Origin of the sequence: Pseudomonas sp. PDM20, assembly GCF_014852575.3 — a bacterium.
Taxonomy (GTDB): Bacteria; Pseudomonadota; Gammaproteobacteria; order Pseudomonadales; family Pseudomonadaceae; genus Pseudomonas.
Genome location: NZ_CM181224.1, coordinates 3,052,781 through 3,069,526, shown reverse-complemented (window position 1 = coordinate 3,069,526; position 16,746 = coordinate 3,052,781). Strand labels below are relative to the sequence as shown.

Genomic DNA, 16,746 nt, shown 5'->3' with positions numbered 1-16,746 from the left:
GGAGCAAACGCAGGATGGGTGGAGCGAAGCGATACCCATGCTGTCGGTGCACGGATCGATGGGTATCGCTGCGCTCCACGCCATCCTACGAAGTGTTAGCCGGAGGTATCAGCGGGGCTGTCGGTGCGGACATTGTCCGCAGGTCGCGGGCATGGCCCGCTCCTACAAGGAGCGGGCCATCGTTTGGGTCAGAAGGCGAAGCAGGAACAGCCGAAGGCGCCCCAGAAACCCTGGAAATCACTCACCGGCACGCTCGACTGGCGGGCGCGTTCGTGGCTGTGACCATGCACGCCGCAGGAGCCGACGCACTGGTGTACGGCATTCTGCAGCGGCGCCTGCGGGCGCCAGTGGCCGGGGACCTTGGCTACCGGCGACCAGTCCGGCAGTACCGGAATGGCGCTCGGCGCCTGGCGTTCGAAGTCGCCGCTGCCGAACACCACGCGGCCGTCCACCACGGTCAGCACTGACTCGATGGCCTTGATCTCTTCCTCCGGCACGTTGAAGTAGTCCGCCGAGAGCACCGCCAGGTCGGCCATCTGTCCGACCTTGAGCATTCCCTTTTTGCCCTGCTCGTTGGAGAACCACGCGCTGCCGTGGGTGTACAGCTCCAGCGCTGTGCTGCGAGGCAGTCCTTCCGGGTAAAGCTCCATGCCGCCCACGGTCTTGCCGCTGACCATCCAGTACAGCGAGGTCCAGGGGTTGTAGCTGGAGACACGGGTGGCGTCGGTACCGGCGCCCACCGGCACGCCTTCGGCCAGCATGCGCTTGATCGGCGGGGTCGCCTCAGCGGCCTGTTTGCCGTAGCGGTCGACGAAGTATTCGCCCTGGAACGCCATGCGGTCCTGGATGGCGATACCGCCGCCCAGCGCCCTCACCCGCTCGATGTTCTTTGGCGAGATGGTTTCACAGTGGTCGAAGAACCAGTGCAGGCCGTTGAACGGGATGTCCCGATTGACCTTCTCGAACACGTCGAGCATCCGCGAGATGGATTCGTCGTAGGTGGCGTGCAGGCGGAACGGCCAGCGCTGCTCGACGAGGTGGCGCACCACCGGCTCCAGTTCGGCTTCCATGGTGCCGGGCAGGTCGGGGCGCGGTTCGAGGAAGTCCTCGAAGTCGGCGGCGGAGAACACCAGCATCTCGCCGGCGCCGTTGTGCCGCAGGAAGTCGCTGCCCTGCCCGTACTGGACGCTGCTGGTCCAGTTCCTGAAGTCGGCCAGTTCTTCCTTGGGCTTCTGGGTGAACAGGTTGTAGGCAATGCGCACGGTGAGCTGGTTGTCTTTCTCCAGCTGTTCGATCACCTGGTAGTCGTCCGGGTAGTTCTGGAAGCCGCCACCGGCGTCGATGGCGCTGGTGACACCCAGGCGGTTCAGCTCGCACATGAACTGGCGGGTGGAGTTGACCTGGTAGTCGAACGGCAGCTTCGGCCCCTTGGCCAGGGTCGCATAGAGGATCATCGCGTTGGGCCGCGCCACCAGCATGCCGGTGGGCTCGCCCTTGCTGTCGCGGACGATCTCGCCGCCGGGTGGGTTCGGCGTGTCTTTCGTGTAGCCGACGACGCGCAGTGCGGCACGGTTGAGCAGCGCGCGGTCGTACAGGTGCAGGACGAACACAGGGGTGTCCGGCGCGGCCTGGTTCAGCTCCTCGATGGTCGGCATGCGCTTCTCGGCGAACTGGAATTCGTTCCAGCCGCCTACCACGCGCACCCATTGCGGCGACGGCGTGCGCAGGGCCTGTTCCTTGAGCAGGCGCAGCGCGTCGGCCAGGGACGGCACGCCTTCCCAGCGCAGTTCGAGGTTGTAGTTCAGCCCGCCCCGGATCAGGTGCAGGTGCGAGTCGTTGAGGCCGGGGATCGCGGTGCGCCCCTTGAGGTCGATGACGCGGGTGGCGCCGGCGCGGAAGGCCATGGCCTCGGCTTCCGTGCCCACGGCGATGAACTTGCCGTCGGCGATGGCCACGGCGGTGGCCTCGGGTTTCTCGCGGTCGACGGTGTGGAAGCGGCCGTTGGTCAGGATCAGGTCGGCGTACATGGCGATGTTCCTCTTTCGATCAGCGGGCATTGAGCCAGGCGGAGAACAGGCGCGTGGCCCGTGGCATGAAAACGTAGACCACCAGCAGGACGATGGTCGCGACGATGAGCATGTTGGCGGGCACGAAACCGCCCAGCAGCGGAACCTGGGCGAACAGCGGGCGCCAGAGCTGCGGCACCAGCATCACCAGCGGCAGGATCACCAGGTAGGAGATGGCCGCCTGCTTCCAGCGCGGTGGCTGCTTGTGGGGGGTGTCCGAGGTGGTGAACCAGAATTCGTGGGCGGTGTGCAGTTCCTTCTGCTCGACGTCGATCAGGTGCGGGTTGGCGCGGTCGATCAGCTCGTGGCGCTGCGGCGAGTCGAGCCAGGCCTGCAGTTCATTGGCGCTGGCGAAGCGCAGGACCGAGGTGAAATGGTCGCCCTGGCGCATCACGTCCACGCCCAGGTGGCCGGGGAACTCGCTGGCGGCACGGGTCAGTTCGCGCAGGATGGCTTCATAGGCGGCGACGCTGTCGGAGCGGGCGCGGTGGCGGATGATCAGGGTGACGGATTCTTGCGGCGTGGGCTGGCTCAAGGGGGTTCCCTCCGGAGAAGTGGCCTCCCCCGCCCGGCGGCGAGGGAGGAAAGCGGCTGGTTGGATAAGCGGCTTACTGCAGGTGAACCTTCAGCTCTTCACCGGCCTGGCGCATGGCGGCCTGTACCGCGGGCACCTTGCTCACCACGTTGAGCAGACCGTAGTCGTGGATCATTCCGTTGTAGCGCACGGAAGTGACAGCCACACCGGCGGCGTCGAGTTTGCGACCGTAGGCTTCACCTTCGTCACGCAGCACGTCGGATTCGGCGGTCTGGATCAGGGTCGGCGGCAGGCCCTTGAGCTGGTCGGTGGTGGCGCGCAGGGGCGATGCGTAGATCTCGGCGCGCTGTTTCGGGTCGGTGGTGTAGCTGTCCCAGAACCATTGCATCATCGGCTTGGTGAGGAAGTGTCCCTGGGCGAACTGGTTGTACGAGCCGGTCTCGAAGCTGGCGTCGGTCACCGGCCACAGCAGCGCCTGGAAGCGCAGCTTGGGCGTGCCCTTGTCCTTGGCCATCAGCGCGACTACCGCTGCCATGTTGCCGCCGACACTGTTGCCGGCCACAGCCAGTCGCTTGCCGTCGACGTTGATCTCCTTGCCGTGTTCGGCGACCCATTGGGTCGCGGCGTAGGCCTGGTTGATCGCGACCGGGTAATGCGCCTCGGGGGACGGGGTGTAATCGACGTAGACAGCAACCGCGCCGGAGTTCACCACCAGGTCGTGGATCAGGCGGGCGTGGGTCGGGTAATCACCCAGCACCCAGCCACCACCGTGGAAGAACATGAACACCGGCAGAGTGCCCTTCACGCCAGCCGGGCGGACGATGGTCAGCTTCACCGGGCCGACATTGGTCTGCACGGTCTTCTCGCTGACCTGGGTGCCGGAGAGATCGACCTTCACCGAAGCCTGGGCGCCAGTCAGCACCGCACGGGCGTCTTTCGGCGAGAGGGTTTCCAGCGGCTGGCCCTTGCCGGCTTCCAGGGCTTCGAGGAACGCCTGGGTGTTGTGTTCGACGGTCGGGTTGCCGGCGGCGAAGACGTTGCCGATGGCCAGGGCGAGGGAAGCGGCGAGCAGGGATTTCTTGGCGTTCATGATTCGGTTCCTTGAAAGTGGGGAGAGGTGTTCCGAGAGGACGAACGAATCTTGATCCATGCCCGCAAAGCGCGGAATAGACAGGGTTGCAGGGTCACTTTGCAGTTCTGCAAGGGCATCTCAAGGGCCTTGCAGAATTGCCGGAGCTGGCGGTGCGACCCGTAGGAACTGGCCATGCCTGCCCGCGCCGAAACAACGCGGACATAGTCCGCTGGCACGCACGTAGGATGGGTGGAGCGCAGCGATACCCATGCTGCCGGTGCACGGGGCGATGGGTATCGCTGCGCTTCACGCCATCCTACAAAGGGTTAGCCGATGGGATCGGAGCGGCGGTTGGCGCGGACGTTGTCCGCGGTTCGCGGGCATGGCCCGCTCCTGCAGGGGCAGCCGGGACGACCGGGGGTTACGCCGCCCGGCACGCCACGGGTGCCGGCGCGGCGTTTGGCCGGTACAATGCGCGATTGCCCGTGTCATACCTGATTAGCACGCCTGATAAAGAAGAAATCATGTCCTTGCCCAAACACCATCTGGAACTGCTCAGCCCTGCCCGCGATGTGCATATCGCCCGCGAGGCCATCCTGCATGGCGCCGACGCCGTCTACATCGGCGGCCCGAGCTTCGGCGCGCGGCACAATGCCTGCAACGAGGTGAGCGATATCGCCCAGCTGGTGGAGTTCGCCCACCGCTACCACGCGCGGGTGTTCACCACGATCAACACCATCCTCCACGACAACGAGCTGGAGCCGGCGCGCGCGCTGATCCACCAGCTCTACGACGCCGGCGTCGATGCGCTGATCGTGCAGGACCTGGGCATCATGGAGCTGGACATCCCGCCGATCGAGCTGCACGCCAGCACCCAGACCGACATCCGCACCCTGGAGCGGGCGAAGTTCCTCGATCAGGCCGGCTTCTCCCAGCTGGTGCTGGCCCGTGAGCTGAACCTCAAGGAAATCCGCGCCATCGCCGACGAGACCGATGCCGCCATCGAGTTCTTCATCCACGGCGCGCTGTGCGTGGCCTTCTCCGGTCAGTGCAACATCTCCCACGCCCAGACCGGCCGCAGCGCCAACCGCGGCGACTGCTCCCAGGCCTGCCGCCTGCCCTACACCCTGAAGGATGACCAGGGCCGCGTGGTGGCCTTCGAGAAGCACCTGCTGTCGATGAAGGACAACAACCAGAGCGCCAACCTCAGCGCCCTGGTGGACGCCGGCGTGCGCTCCTTCAAGATCGAAGGGCGCTACAAGGACATGGGCTACGTGAAGAACATCACCGCCTATTACCGCCAGCGCCTGGACGGCATTCTCGCCGAGCGCCCGGACCTGGCCCGCGCCTCCAGCGGCCGCACCGACCACTTCTTCGTGCCGGACCCGGACAAGACCTTCCACCGGGGCAGCACCGACTACTTCGTCAGCGACCGCAAGATCGACATCGGCGCCTTCGACTCGCCGACCTTCACCGGCCTGCCGGTGGGCACCGTGGAGAAAGTCGGCAAGCGCGACCTGCTGGTGGTGACCAAGGACCCGCTGTCCAACGGCGACGGCCTCAACGTGCTGGTCAAGCGCGAAGTGGTCGGTTTCCGCGCCAACATCGCCGAGCCGAAAGGTGAATTCGAAGAGGACGGCGAGAAGCGCTACCGCTACCGCGTCGAGCCCAACGAGATGCCCGAGGGACTCTACCGCCTGCGCCCGAACCACCCGCTGTCACGCAACCTCGACCACAACTGGCAGCAGGCGCTGCAGAAGACTTCCGCCGAGCGTCGCGTCGGCCTGTCGTGGGTCGCCAAGCTGCGCGAAGAGCGCCTGGAACTGACCGCCACCAGCGAGGAAGGCGTCAGCGCCAGCGTCGCCCTGGACGGCCCGTTCGGCGCCGCCAACAAGCCGGAACAGGCGCTGGACCAGTTGCACGACCTGCTCGGCCAACTGGGCACCACCCAGTACCACGCCGACCAGATCGAGCTGGACGCCCCGCAGGCGTTCTTCATTCCCAATTCCCAGCTCAAGTCGCTGCGCCGCGAAGCCATCGAAGCGCTCACCGAAGCCCGCGTGCAGGCCCACCCGCGCGGTGGCCGCAAGGCCGAAACCAGCCCGCCGCCGGTGTACCCGGAGTCGCACCTGTCGTTCCTGTACAACGTCTACAACGAGAAGGCCCGCGAGTTTTACCACCGCCACGGCGTACAGCTGATCGACGCGGCCTACGAGGCCCACGAAGAGACAGGCGAAGTGCCGGTGATGATTACCAAGCACTGCCTGCGCTTCTCCTTCAACCTGTGCCCGAAACAGGCCAAGGGCGTCACCGGCGTGCGCACCAAGGTGCAGCCGATGCAACTGATCCACGGCGACGAAGTGCTGACCCTGAAGTTCGACTGCAAGCCGTGCGAGATGCACGTGATCGGCAAGATCAAGGGCCACATCCTCGGCCTGCCGCAACCGGGCAGCGAAGGCGTGAGCAACATCGTCGGGCAGATCAGCCCGGAAGACCTGCTCAAAACCATTCGCAAGCCGGCGCACTGAGGCTGACCTGGACGTGTAGGAGCGAGCTTGCTCGCGAACAGCCCAGCATCTGAGGTGCCGGGAAATTCGTTCGCGAGCAAGAGCCAGGCGCCCCCCTCGCCCCTACAAAGAGCAATCTCCCTGCGCAATTCCCCGATCCCCCGCTATGATCGGGACATGACCGCCACTCCCCCGCTCCGCCAGCAATGCCCGCCCGGCGCCTGCAACTGCGACCGGGAACGCCTGCTGGAACAGCCCGACGCCGACCTGCGCATCCTGCTGCTCACCCGGCACGAGGAGCAGCGCCTGCTGGAGCGGCTGGAGAACCTCAAGGACCTGTCCGACCTGCAGCGCATGCAGCACAAGCTCTACGAGCAGCTTGGCATCCGCCTGCACATCGCCCCCGGCTTCAACGAAGTGCGCACCATGCGCGGCATCGAATTCGACTTCGACGAGCAGCCCGGTCTCTGTCGCAAGACCCGCCAGGCCATACCCGCCGCGATCCGCCGGGGCCTGGAGAGGAACCCGGAGATCGCCTGGCGCCTGCTCGACGCCCACGACCTGCTCGGTGGGCTCTGATCAGAAGCCGCCGTCCAGCGGGTATTCCACGGCAACCCTCAGCTGATCGGTATTGAGCTCCGCCTGCGCGGCATTGGCGCGGTGGCTGTTGTGCATCAGCACCAGCCGCAGCCCCTTGGCCGGGCCTTCCGGCACGCGGTATTGCAGCATCAGGTCGCGCTCCCAGTGCTTGCCGCCCTCGCCGTACCCCAGGTACGCGTAGCCGCCACGCGGGTCGACGTGGCTGCCATCGATGTCCGTGCCACGCACGTAGGCCGCCGCCATCGACAACCCCGGCGCGCCGAAGCTAGCCAGGTCCAGCTCATAGCGCAACTGCCAGGAGCGTTCGTTGGGCGCATTGAAGTCCGATAGCTGCACCGCATTGGTGAGGAAGATCGCCCCACGCGTCACGTAGTCGAACGGCGTGTCGCCCTCGACCTGCTGGTAACCGACACTGAGCCGGTGTGCGCCGAAACCGTAGCCGCCGAGCAGGCTCCAGGTGGTGTTGTCGATGCGCCCGGAGAGCGCCTGACCGGTGTCTCGGGTGCGGTAGAGGTTGAGGTTCAGCGACAGGTCCTGCCCCGCGCCCAGTGGTTGGCTGAAGGTGCCGCCCAGGTAGTCCTGGCGCCAGCTGTCCTCGTAGCGCGAGGTGAAGAGGCTCAGGCTTGCCGACTTGGCTGGCGCGTAGGTGAAGCCCGTGAGGTCGAAGGCATCGCCCTGGCGGGCGTTGGAGTAGTTCACCACGAAGCCGCGATCATGGCTGGAGGCGTTGCGATCGGTGCTTTCGGTGAAGTGCCCGGCCACCAGCCGCAGCCCGGAGAACTCCTCGCTGGAGAGGAAGAAGCCGGTGTCCGTTTCCGGTAGCAGGCGGCTGTCGGACGAGCTGAACACCGGCGTCTTCACCCGCTGCTCGCCCCACCAAAGGGTGGTCGAAGACATCCGCGCCTTCAACGCCGCGCCGCCGCGGGCGAAGCTGTCCTTGGGGTGGCCTTCGTTATCCAGCCCAACCAGCCGTGCCTTGCCGGCACGCCCACCGCCGCTGTCCAGCAGCACGCCCTGGTAGAGGTGGGCGTCCAACCCCAATCCGACGCTGCCCCGGGTGAAGCCTGACTGCAGGCTGCCCATCAGCCCGTAGGCCCACTCCTCCGCATAGCCATTGCGCTCGCTGCGCGGCTTGTAGGCATTGCGCGCGCCACTGTTGCGATCGCCGTGGCGGTACTCGCGCTGGTCGAACACCGTGCGGTTGAGCAGGCTCCAGCGGCTGTCCTCGACGAAACCGCCGGACTCCTCCTGCGCCGCGCCGAACGCCGGCGCGGACAGCGCCAGCAGCACAGCGGAACTGCGCAGCCTCACAGGTACTTCAGCCAGGTGATATCGCGACGACGGGCTTTGAGCCCGGCGAACCAGTGCACCGGCGGGTACAGGGCGACGATCAGCACCAGCGCACCAACCCAGACCGCCCACACCGAATCGAAGCCGAAGTACTGCCCGTGGTTCAGCCCCCAGATTGCCGCGGCGGCCAGGTACAGCAGCTTCAGCACATAGAGGTGCAGCAGGTAGAAGAACATCGGCGCCGCGCCGAACACCGCCAGCCAGCGCGCCAGTGCGCCCTGCCCTCGGCGCTCGAAGCACACCAGCAGGAGCAGGCCGATGCCCAGGGTCAACGCCAGGAACAGCAGGGACGGTGGGTACTTGGTGATGTTGAAGAAGCTCATCAGCAGTTGCAGGTCGGTATCGCCATCGCCCCAGGGCTTCTCGCCATAACCGTTGTTCAGGCGCAGGGCGATGAATCCGCCCAGCGCGATGGCCGCCGCCAGCAGCAGGTTGCGGGTGCGCCGGGCAGCATCGGCAGAACGACCGAACCAGGGGCCGACGGCATACCCGAGGGCAATCACCCCGATCCACGGCAGCAACGGATAGGACGTGCGCAAGCGCAGCGCATCGCCCACCTCGATCCAGCCGCGGTCGTGCAGCACCGCCCAGGGCACGTGTGCCCAGTGGCCGGGCGCGAAGTGCAGCCCATCGAGGAGGTTGTGCCCGGCCACCAGCGCCACTCCCAGCACCACCAGCGCGCCGCGCGGCAGCCAGATCAGTGCGGAAAGCGCCAGCATGCTCAGGCCGATGGCCCAGATCACCTGCAGGTAGATAACCTGCGGCGGAAACTGGAAGGTCCAGGCGAAGTTCACCAGGGTGATTTCCAGCAGCACCAGGAACAGCCCGCGCTTGAACAGGAAGGCCGAGACCGCCGCGCGGCCCTCGTGTTTCTCGCCATAGAGGAAAGCGGAAAGCCCGGTGAGGAAGACGAACACCGGCGCGCACAGGTGCGCCAGGGTGCGGCTGAAGAATAACGCCGGGTCGGTCTGGGTCACGTCCATCGGGTCGCTCACCTGCAGGTGCAGGTAGAACGTCTCTCGGACGTGGTCCAACAGCATGAAGAGGATCACCAGCCCGCGCAGGGCGTCGATGGAGTGGAGTCGCGTGGCGGTTTTGGCAATTGAAGGTACTGCGGGGCTCAGTGCGGAGGTCATGGGCGAGATCGATTGCGAGTGAATTGTAATATTATTACATTCCACGCAACCGATCCGCCAACCCTTCGAAACATGCGGACATGTCTGGAACGGGCCTCACCGGCACGGACTCAGCCCAGCGCGCCCTTCATCGCTGCTGAAAGCTCGCCACTGCCGAGCTGCTCCAGCCGCTCGGCGGCACCCAGGCGATCGCGCTCTTCCTTGTTCTGGCTGAGCTTCGACTTGCCGATGATCTCGCCGATCTCCACCTCGATGCCGACGATGTTCGCCAGCATGCCGCTGATGAATTCCGGGGTGGAGTCGCTCATCTTCCAGGGCTTCTCCTCGCTCGCTTCGTGGGTGCGCGTCAGGCGCCCGACCACACCGCGCACGAAGCGCTCCTCGTCCATGACCTTGAGACGGCCGCGGACGTGCACCACCTGGTAGTTCCAGGTCGGCACCTGGCGATGCGCCTCGTGCTTGCTCGGGTACCAGTTAGGCGAAACGTAGGCATGCTCGCCACGGAAGATCACCAGCACCTCCTCGCCATCGGCCTCCTGCCAGACCGGGTTGTTGCGGGCGACGTGGGCGCGCAGCAGCGGCTTTTCGCCGGAGAGTTCCAGCTCGAACGGCAGGTGGTTGGCGTCCAGCAGGCCGTCATGGCCAGTGACCAGGATGCCCAGGGGATAGTCGCGGATCAGCCGATGCAGCTCATCCGGACGGGTTTCCTCGAAATGCGCAGGTACGTACATGTAAGGCCTCGACAGCAGGTGAATGCGCTCATCATGCCGCCGCATTGGCACCCTATAAAGATCCATTAAGAGCTCTATCGGCAGAGCCAATCCGGGGCGACCGATATTTTGGTACAGCCTATGCATCGCCCCGCTGGACGGCGATGGTGCCGCACCCTACTCTAGCCCTTGGCCAGCATTCGCCCTGGATGGCAGACACAGGCTCCCACTCTCGATGACCGTACCCGAGTTCCCCGCCGTTCCTCCCCGGCAGCAGTACCAGGGGAGAATTCCGCCGCGCCTGCAGGATGCCTACAAGGCGTACGTGGTCCAGCATTACCGGCGCTTCCTGCTGGCGATCAACTTCATCGCCATGGCCGCCTATGACTCCTACGTCCTGGCCGACGCGCTGCTGATCCCGGACATGGCCAGGGAATCGCTGTTCCTGCGCACAGGCCTCAGTCTGATCGGCCTGATCAACATCTTCCTGGTGTTCCGCTTCAGCCGCAGCGTGCTGGTCATGGACCTGCTGATGCCGGTGCACGACATCATCTCCACCATCGCCTGGTTCGAACTGCTCAAGCGCAGCGCATCGCCCGACGTGCCGTTCTTCCTTTACGCCTCGGTGGTGTTCGTCCTGCTGGGCAACCTCGGCGTGCGCTATTCCTTCAAGGGCATCGCACTGGTCTCGGCGATCATCACGACGATCATTCTCTACAACGTCTGGCTGATCCACGATGGGGCCGCCAAGCCGCTGCTGATCTTTACCCTGGTCTACCTGCCCATCGCGCTGTTCAGCCTGTTCATCAGTTGGACCAATATCAAGGGCGTGCGCCAGGCCTTCCTTGCCGATCTCGAGGAAAAACGCCAGCGCACCGAGCTGGCAGCACTCAACCTGCGTCTGCAGGAGCTGGCTGCCACCGACGGCCTCACCGGCGTGGGCAACCGCCGCTCGCTGGACCTGCAGCTCAACGAGAGCTGGCACGGCATGCGTGCCCACGGGCGGCCCTTCGCCCTGCTGATGGCCGACATCGACTACTTCAAGCCCTACAACGACCACTACGGCCACCAGGCCGGCGACCGCTGCCTGTGCCAGGTGGCCGAGTGCCTGGTGGGCACCCTGCGCGGCGGGCGCGCCAACGTCTATCGTTATGGCGGCGAGGAGTTCGCCATCCTGCTGGAGGCGACCAGCGCCGATGACCTGCGCTGCGTCGCCGAACGGCTGCGCGAACAGGTGGCGTGCCTGGGCATCGAGCACTTCTACCGGCCCGACAGCCTGCGCCACCTGACCATCAGCCTCGGCGCAGCCATGGCCAACGAAAGCGGGCTGCAGGAGCCACGCGAGTTGCTCGCCCGCTGCGACCAGCACCTGTACGTCGCCAAGCAGAAAGGTCGCAACCGTGTGCAACTCAGCGGTATGCAGAGCGTCTGACGAACGACACGTAACTCGGTGAGCGCGGCCGGCGTCTCCCTGCACTCGCTGCTGACGATGCCCGCCAAGCACGGCAACCGCCACAGGGACCGACCCAACGAGGCCAGAGTGAAACGCGACATCCGCCTTGCCATCCTCCTGCTGTCGATCATCAGTCTTGCCGTGGCCGCCGCCACGGCGTGGGAGCTGTGGTCGGCGCGCGAGCGCACGCTGGCGGAAACCACCACGCACAACCTCAACCTCACCCAGGCGCTGGATACCTACGTCGAAGGCATCGTCACCCAGAGTTCCATGCTGCTGCTCGGCCTGGCCGAACGCCTGGAGCACGAGGGACGCGGCGCGCCCCAGCTGCAACGGCTGAACGACCTGGTGCGGAGCCAGCAACACCTGCTCGCACAGCTCAACGGCGTCGGCATCTACGATGCCCAGGGCAACTGGCTGATGACCTCCAACGGCCCCTTCCCGCCCGGTGCCAACAGCGCCGACCGCGGTTACTTCATCCACCACCGCGACAATCCCTCGCTGGACGCCTATATCGGCGAACCGATCCACAGCCGCGCCACCGGCGTCTGGGTAATCACGGTCAGCCGCCGCTACAACGACGCCCAGGGCAACTTCGCCGGAGTGATAGTCGCCACCCTCGGCGTGCAGGACTTCCTCCGCCTGTTCGGCAAGATCGACATCGGCAAGACCGGCGCCATCGGCGTGGCCACCAGCAACGGCCAGGTGCTGGTGCGCTACCCCTTCCGCGAAAGCGACATGGGCCGCGTGCTGTCGCGCTCGCCGATCTTCACCCAGTATCTGGAGAGCGCCACGGTCGGCAGCGCGACCTTCGCCTCCTCGCTGGACGGCATCGAGCGCATCTACGCCTTCCGCAAGAACGAGCGCTACCCGCTGGTGACCTCGGTCGCCCTCGGCAAGGACGAAGCCCTCGCCGCCTGGGCCGCCGACGCCCTGCGCACGGTGGCCATCGCCTTCGGCCTGCTGATGGTCATCGTGGTCATCGGCAGCCTGCTGATCCTCGCCATCCAACGCCGCATCGGCACCGAGCGCCTGCTGCGCGATGCCCGCGAGGACCTGCTCAAGGCCAACCGGCAGCTGGAAGTGCTCGCCTCGCGGGACCCGCTCACCGGCCTGGAGAACCGCCGCAGCTTCGACGAGCACCTGCTCGCCGAACTGCGCCGCGCCCACCGCGAACGTTCGCCACTGGGGCTGCTGCTGATCGACGTGGATCATTTCAAACGCTTCAACGACACCTATGGCCATCCGGCCGGCGACGACTGCCTGCGGCGCATCGGCCGCGTCCTCGCCGACAGCGTGCGGCGTCCCGCCGATCTGGCCGCGCGCTACGGCGGCGAGGAACTCGCGGTGATCCTGCCCAACACCGGTCCTGACGGCGCCCTGGCCGTGGCCCAGCAATTCATGCAGCGCCTGCAGGGCGCCAACCTCACCCACGCCGGCAGCCCCCTGGGCCGCATCACCGCGAGCATCGGTATCGCCACCCTGCCGAGCGGCAGCGACAGCAGCCCACAGGCCCTCATCGAAGCCGCCGACCGCGCGCTGTACCGCGCCAAGGCCGCCGGGCGCAATCGCCTGGAAAGCGCGCCCACGCCCCAGGAAGCCCCGCAATGATCCTCGATTCCGCGCTCATCGATGCACTGCGCAAGGCCCGTCACGTCGTGGTGTTCACAGGTGCTGGTGTTTCCGCCGAGAGCGGCATTCCCACCTTCCGCGATCGCCTTACCGGGCTGTGGGAGCGTTTCGACGCGGCCTCCCTGGCCACCGCCGAAGCCTTCCGCGCGGACCCGACGCTGGTCTGGGGCTGGTACGAATGGCGCCGCAGCGTCGTCCACCGTGCCCAGCCCAACCCGGCGCACCTGGCCATCGCCGCGCTGGCGAGCAAGGTGCCCAGGCTCACGCTGATCACCCAGAACGTCGACGACCTCCACGAGCGCGCCGGCAGCCAGGACGTCACCCATCTGCACGGCCAGCTGGAACGCCCGCGCTGCTTCCAGTGCCAGCGCGAGCCGGTTGCGCCGCTGCCGGTACCGGACGAACCCGAGGCCGGCCGCCGCGTGCAACCGCCGGCCTGTGCCCATTGCGGCGGCCCGCTGCGCCCCGGCGTGGTGTGGTTCGGCGAAAGCCTGCCGCTGGACGCCATCACCCACGCCTTCCAGGCTGCCGAACAATGCGACCTGCTGATCTCCGTCGGGACCTCCGGCGTGGTCTACCCCGCAGCGGAGATTCCCGAGATCGCCTGGCGCCTGCGCGCGAGCGTCCTGCACGTCAACCCCGCCCCCGGCCCGTTGCACGGCGAGCGTGATTTCGCCCTCGCCAGTGCAGCGGGCGTCGCCTTGCCGGCCCTGTTGAACGCGGCATTTGGCTGACGCCGCGCCGACAGCATGCTCTACCCATCCCATGAAGCTGGTAGCGCTCGATTGATTCATGCGCGTTCAATTAATGGACGCCACACCCGGAACTGCCTTCGGCGCAGTTAATTATCTGCAGCGTTATAAAGAACAACAAAAGCAGTCTTTCAAACCATAAAGTTCCCAGGACTTTTCCTGCGGCTCCTACAACACGCCTTTCATATCAACCAACAACTTCACAACTTCAGTCCGCCCCACTTCCCCCGCCACTGCCCCAGCGCGACGCTGCTCCAGGCGTTCGCTGCGTTCATTCGCTGCGACTGCATCCACGGCACGCTCCTGCATTTCAGCGACATCGGTCCTCGAGCCCCGGCCATGAACCCCTGGCCGTCCGCCTGTTCGATCACCACGGCCGATGCGTACTGGAGAAATACTTCATGAATCGTCGACATACACTGAAGTCCGGACTCATCCTGATTGGCAGCGCTACGCTCGCCACCCTGCTGCGCCCCGCCGGCGCCGCCAGCCAGATCCTCACAGGCAGCCGACGCTGGACCGCCGCCGATACCGCGCCGCCCTTGCCGGTCGACCCGCGTCTGCGGGTGTTCTTCAACGAGCACGAGGCTGCCCAGATCAAGGCCATCTTCGACCGGCTGATCCCCGCCGACGAACTGTCCATCAGCGCTTCCGAAGCGGGCTGCGTCACCTTCATCGACCACCAGCTGGCCAGCGACTATGGCAAGGGGACGGCGCGCTACTCGTCGTCCCCCTTTTTGCCGGGCAGCGCGCAACAGGGCGAGCAGGGTCCGCTGACGCCGGCCGACCGCTACCGGACCGGGCTGGCTGAAGTCGAGAAGGACTGCCGGGCTCGCTTCGAGAAGTCCTTCTCGCAACTCTCCACCGATGACCAGGACCGCTACCTGGAAGACCTGGAAGCCGGGCGCGTCGCCTTCTCGCTGCAGCCCTCCGACGCCTTCTTCGCCCTGCTGCTGGCCAACGTCCGCGAAGGTTTCCTCGCCGACCCCGTGTACGGCGGCAATCGCGACATGGCGGGCTGGAAGATGATCGGCTTTCCCGGCGCCCGCTACGACTACCGCGACGTCGCTGCCCTGAAGGGGCAGCCACTGGATATCCAGCCCGTCAGCCTCATCGGGCACATCTGAGTCCGCGTTCCGCGAAAGGAGCCACCGTCATGCATTACACCCGTGAAAAGGCCGATGTGGTCATCGTAGGATTGGGCTGGTCCGGTTCACTCATGGCCGAGGAGCTGACCCGCGCCGGGCTGAATGTGGTCGCCATCGACCGCGGGGCCTGGGAGCAGGCCCATCGCAACTACCCGCCGAACATCACAGCGGACGAACTGCGCTACGGCGTGCGCCGCGAGGCGCTCCGGCCGCCGGGCGTGGAAACCCTGACCTTCCGCAATGCACCCTCGGAGACCGCCCTGCCGGGGCGCGACTGGAACAGCTGGCAAATGGGCAACAGCGTCGGTGGCGCCGGCAAGCACTGGGCGGCCAACGCCTGGCGCTTCTCGCCGGCAGACTTCCAGATGGCCACGCGGGTGCGCGAGCGCTACGCCGGCATGCCCCTGGCCGACGGCCTGATCCTGCAGGACTGGGGCGTCAGCTACGACGACCTGGAGCCGCATTACGACCGCTTCGAGAAGATCGCCGGCATTTCCGGCAAGGCCGGCGTGCTGGACGGGCACGCCGTTGCCGGCGGCAACCCGTTCGAAGGCTCGCGCAGCAGCGAATACCCGACCCCGCCACTGGAACGCTCGCACTGGAACGATCTGTTCCACACGGCCACCCAGCGCATGGGCTACCACCCCTTCCCCATCCCCGCCGGCACCCTCGGAGCGCCCTACACCAACCCGCTGGGGATCAACCTCGCGCCCTGCACCTACTGCGGCTACTGCGGCTTCTACGGCTGCGGCAACTGGTCCAAGTCCTCTCCGAACGCCTGCGTGATACCGGCGCTGATGGACCGCCACAACTTCACCCTGCTCACCGAATGCACGGTGCTCAGGGTGGAAAAGCTCCGGGCTGACCACCGCGTTTCCGGCGTCACCTTCCTCGACTCGGCGGGCGGCGTCGGCTTCCAGCCGGCCGATATCGTGGTGATCGCCGCCTACCAGCTGGACAACGTGCGCCTGCTGTTGCTCTCCGGAATCGGCCAGCCCTATGACCCGGCGAGCCGCAGCGGCACCCTGGGCCGCGCCTACAGCTACCAGACCATGTCCTACGGGTTCCTGTACTTCGACAATGAGTACATGAACCCCTTCATCTCCACCGGCGCGCTGTCCACCCAGATCGATGATTTCAACGGCGACAACTTCGACCACACGGGCCTGGGCTTCATCGGCGGCGCCGGCATCCAGGCACTGTCCGACCAGGGCACGCCGATCGGCATGGCCGACCGTATCCCTCCCGGCACACGGCAATGGGGCAGCGAGTGGAAGAAAGCCTTCCGTCACAGCTACCAGAACTACGCGAAGATCCAGGGCCAGGGTACGTCCTACTCCCACGCCGACAGCTACCTCTCGCTGGACCCGACCTACCGCGACGCCAATGGCCTGCCGCTGCTGCGCATGACCTTCGACTACAACGAGAACGACCGGCGCATGGCGGAGTTCATCCGCCTGAAGATCGAGGACATCTGCCGCGAACTCGGTGCCCGCAGCTGGGAAACCGTCGCCTTCCCCGCCCAGCACAATTCACCTTTCCGCGCCTACGACAGCTCACACACCATCGGTGGAGCGGTGATGGGAAGCGACCCCGGCACCTCGGTGCTCAACCCGTTCCAGCAGCACTGGGACGCCCACAACCTGTTCGTCCTGGGCGCCTCGTCGTTCCCCAACAACGCCGGCTACAACCCCACCGGCACCCTGTGCGCCCTGGCCTTGTGGACCGCCAGGGCCATCGTCGGCGACTACCTGCGGCACCCCCGCCCCCTGGTGAGCTGAGGGA

14 protein-coding genes are annotated in these 16,746 nt (G+C 66.2%); 7 read left to right on the top strand and 7 right to left on the bottom strand.

What is annotated here, in order from left to right:
* Positions 1-188: 188 nt before the first annotated feature.
* The 3 genes from IB261_RS14010 to IB261_RS14000 all read right to left on the bottom strand — a co-directional run bounded on the left by IB261_RS14010 (position 189) and on the right by IB261_RS14000 (position 3,691).
* The gene (locus tag IB261_RS14010; RefSeq protein WP_192382280.1) at positions 189-2,027 is read right to left on the bottom strand and encodes an amidohydrolase; all 1,839 of its coding nucleotides are present in this window, start codon (positions 2,025-2,027) and stop codon (positions 189-191) included.
* 19 nt (positions 2,028-2,046) lie between these two features.
* Positions 2,047-2,601, bottom strand: a complete 555-nt coding sequence (locus tag IB261_RS14005; protein WP_192382279.1) for an antibiotic biosynthesis monooxygenase — start codon at positions 2,599-2,601, stop codon at positions 2,047-2,049.
* 73 nt (positions 2,602-2,674) lie between these two features.
* Positions 2,675-3,691 carry an alpha/beta hydrolase gene (locus IB261_RS14000; RefSeq protein ID WP_192382278.1) on the bottom strand — a complete coding sequence of 339 codons (1,017 nt, stop codon included), beginning with the start codon at positions 3,689-3,691 and terminating at the stop codon, positions 2,675-2,677.
* A gap of 506 nt (positions 3,692-4,197) precedes the next feature.
* Here IB261_RS14000 and IB261_RS13995 point away from each other — a divergent pair.
* Together IB261_RS13995 and IB261_RS13990 are read left to right on the top strand one after the other, a co-directional pair.
* Positions 4,198-6,201, top strand: a complete 2,004-nt coding sequence (locus tag IB261_RS13995; protein ID WP_081520546.1) for a peptidase U32 family protein — start codon at positions 4,198-4,200, stop codon at positions 6,199-6,201.
* A gap of 156 nt (positions 6,202-6,357) precedes the next feature.
* A complete protein-coding gene (locus IB261_RS13990; protein WP_081520547.1) occupies positions 6,358-6,759 on the top strand; it encodes a hypothetical protein in 402 nt (133 codons plus the stop codon).
* Here the strand turns inward: IB261_RS13990 and IB261_RS13985 are convergent, their stop codons facing one another.
* From IB261_RS13985 to IB261_RS13975, 3 genes are all read right to left on the bottom strand, one after another.
* Positions 6,760-8,091 (bottom strand): OprD family porin, encoded by a 1,332-nt coding sequence (locus IB261_RS13985; RefSeq protein WP_318653062.1) that lies wholly within the window; start codon positions 8,089-8,091, stop codon positions 6,760-6,762.
* Positions 8,088-9,266 (bottom strand): acetyltransferase domain-containing protein, encoded by a 1,179-nt coding sequence (locus tag IB261_RS13980; RefSeq protein WP_192382277.1) that lies wholly within the window; start codon positions 9,264-9,266, stop codon positions 8,088-8,090. The genes IB261_RS13985 and IB261_RS13980 overlap by 4 nt, the downstream gene beginning before the upstream one ends.
* A gap of 110 nt (positions 9,267-9,376) precedes the next feature.
* On the bottom strand, positions 9,377-9,997 hold the full coding sequence (locus tag IB261_RS13975; protein ID WP_192382276.1) for an FMN-binding negative transcriptional regulator: 621 nt from the start codon (positions 9,995-9,997) through the stop codon (positions 9,377-9,379).
* 214 nt (positions 9,998-10,211) lie between these two features.
* Between IB261_RS13975 and IB261_RS13970 the strand changes: the two genes are divergently transcribed.
* From IB261_RS13970 to IB261_RS13960, 3 genes are all read left to right on the top strand, one after another.
* Complete coding sequence (locus IB261_RS13970; protein ID WP_192382275.1) at positions 10,212-11,408, top strand: GGDEF domain-containing protein; 1,197 nt, start codon at positions 10,212-10,214, stop codon at positions 11,406-11,408.
* A 108-nt stretch (positions 11,409-11,516) separates the two neighbouring features.
* Positions 11,517-13,040 carry a sensor domain-containing diguanylate cyclase gene (locus IB261_RS13965; RefSeq protein ID WP_081520551.1) on the top strand — a complete coding sequence of 508 codons (1,524 nt, stop codon included), beginning with the start codon at positions 11,517-11,519 and terminating at the stop codon, positions 13,038-13,040.
* Positions 13,037-13,795 carry an SIR2 family NAD-dependent protein deacylase gene (locus tag IB261_RS13960; RefSeq protein ID WP_225606058.1) on the top strand — a complete coding sequence of 253 codons (759 nt, stop codon included), beginning with the start codon at positions 13,037-13,039 and terminating at the stop codon, positions 13,793-13,795. Before IB261_RS13965 ends, IB261_RS13960 begins: the two co-directional genes overlap by 4 nt.
* A 218-nt stretch (positions 13,796-14,013) precedes the next feature.
* On the opposite strand, the gene IB261_RS13955 is transcribed toward IB261_RS13960, so the two are convergent.
* Positions 14,014-14,229: a hypothetical protein gene (locus IB261_RS13955; RefSeq protein ID WP_192223319.1), complete on the bottom strand. Its 216-nt coding sequence runs from the start codon at positions 14,227-14,229 to the stop codon at positions 14,014-14,016.
* Here IB261_RS13955 and IB261_RS13950 point away from each other — a divergent pair.
* Positions 14,215-14,940 (top strand): gluconate 2-dehydrogenase subunit 3 family protein, encoded by a 726-nt coding sequence (locus IB261_RS13950; RefSeq protein WP_192382274.1) that lies wholly within the window; start codon positions 14,215-14,217, stop codon positions 14,938-14,940. The genes IB261_RS13955 and IB261_RS13950 overlap by 15 nt on opposite strands.
* Before the next feature lie 29 nt (positions 14,941-14,969).
* Entirely contained in the window at positions 14,970-16,742 is a 1,773-nt protein-coding gene (locus IB261_RS13945; protein ID WP_192382273.1) for a GMC family oxidoreductase, read from the top strand.
* The last annotated feature ends 4 nt before the right edge of the window (positions 16,743-16,746 follow it).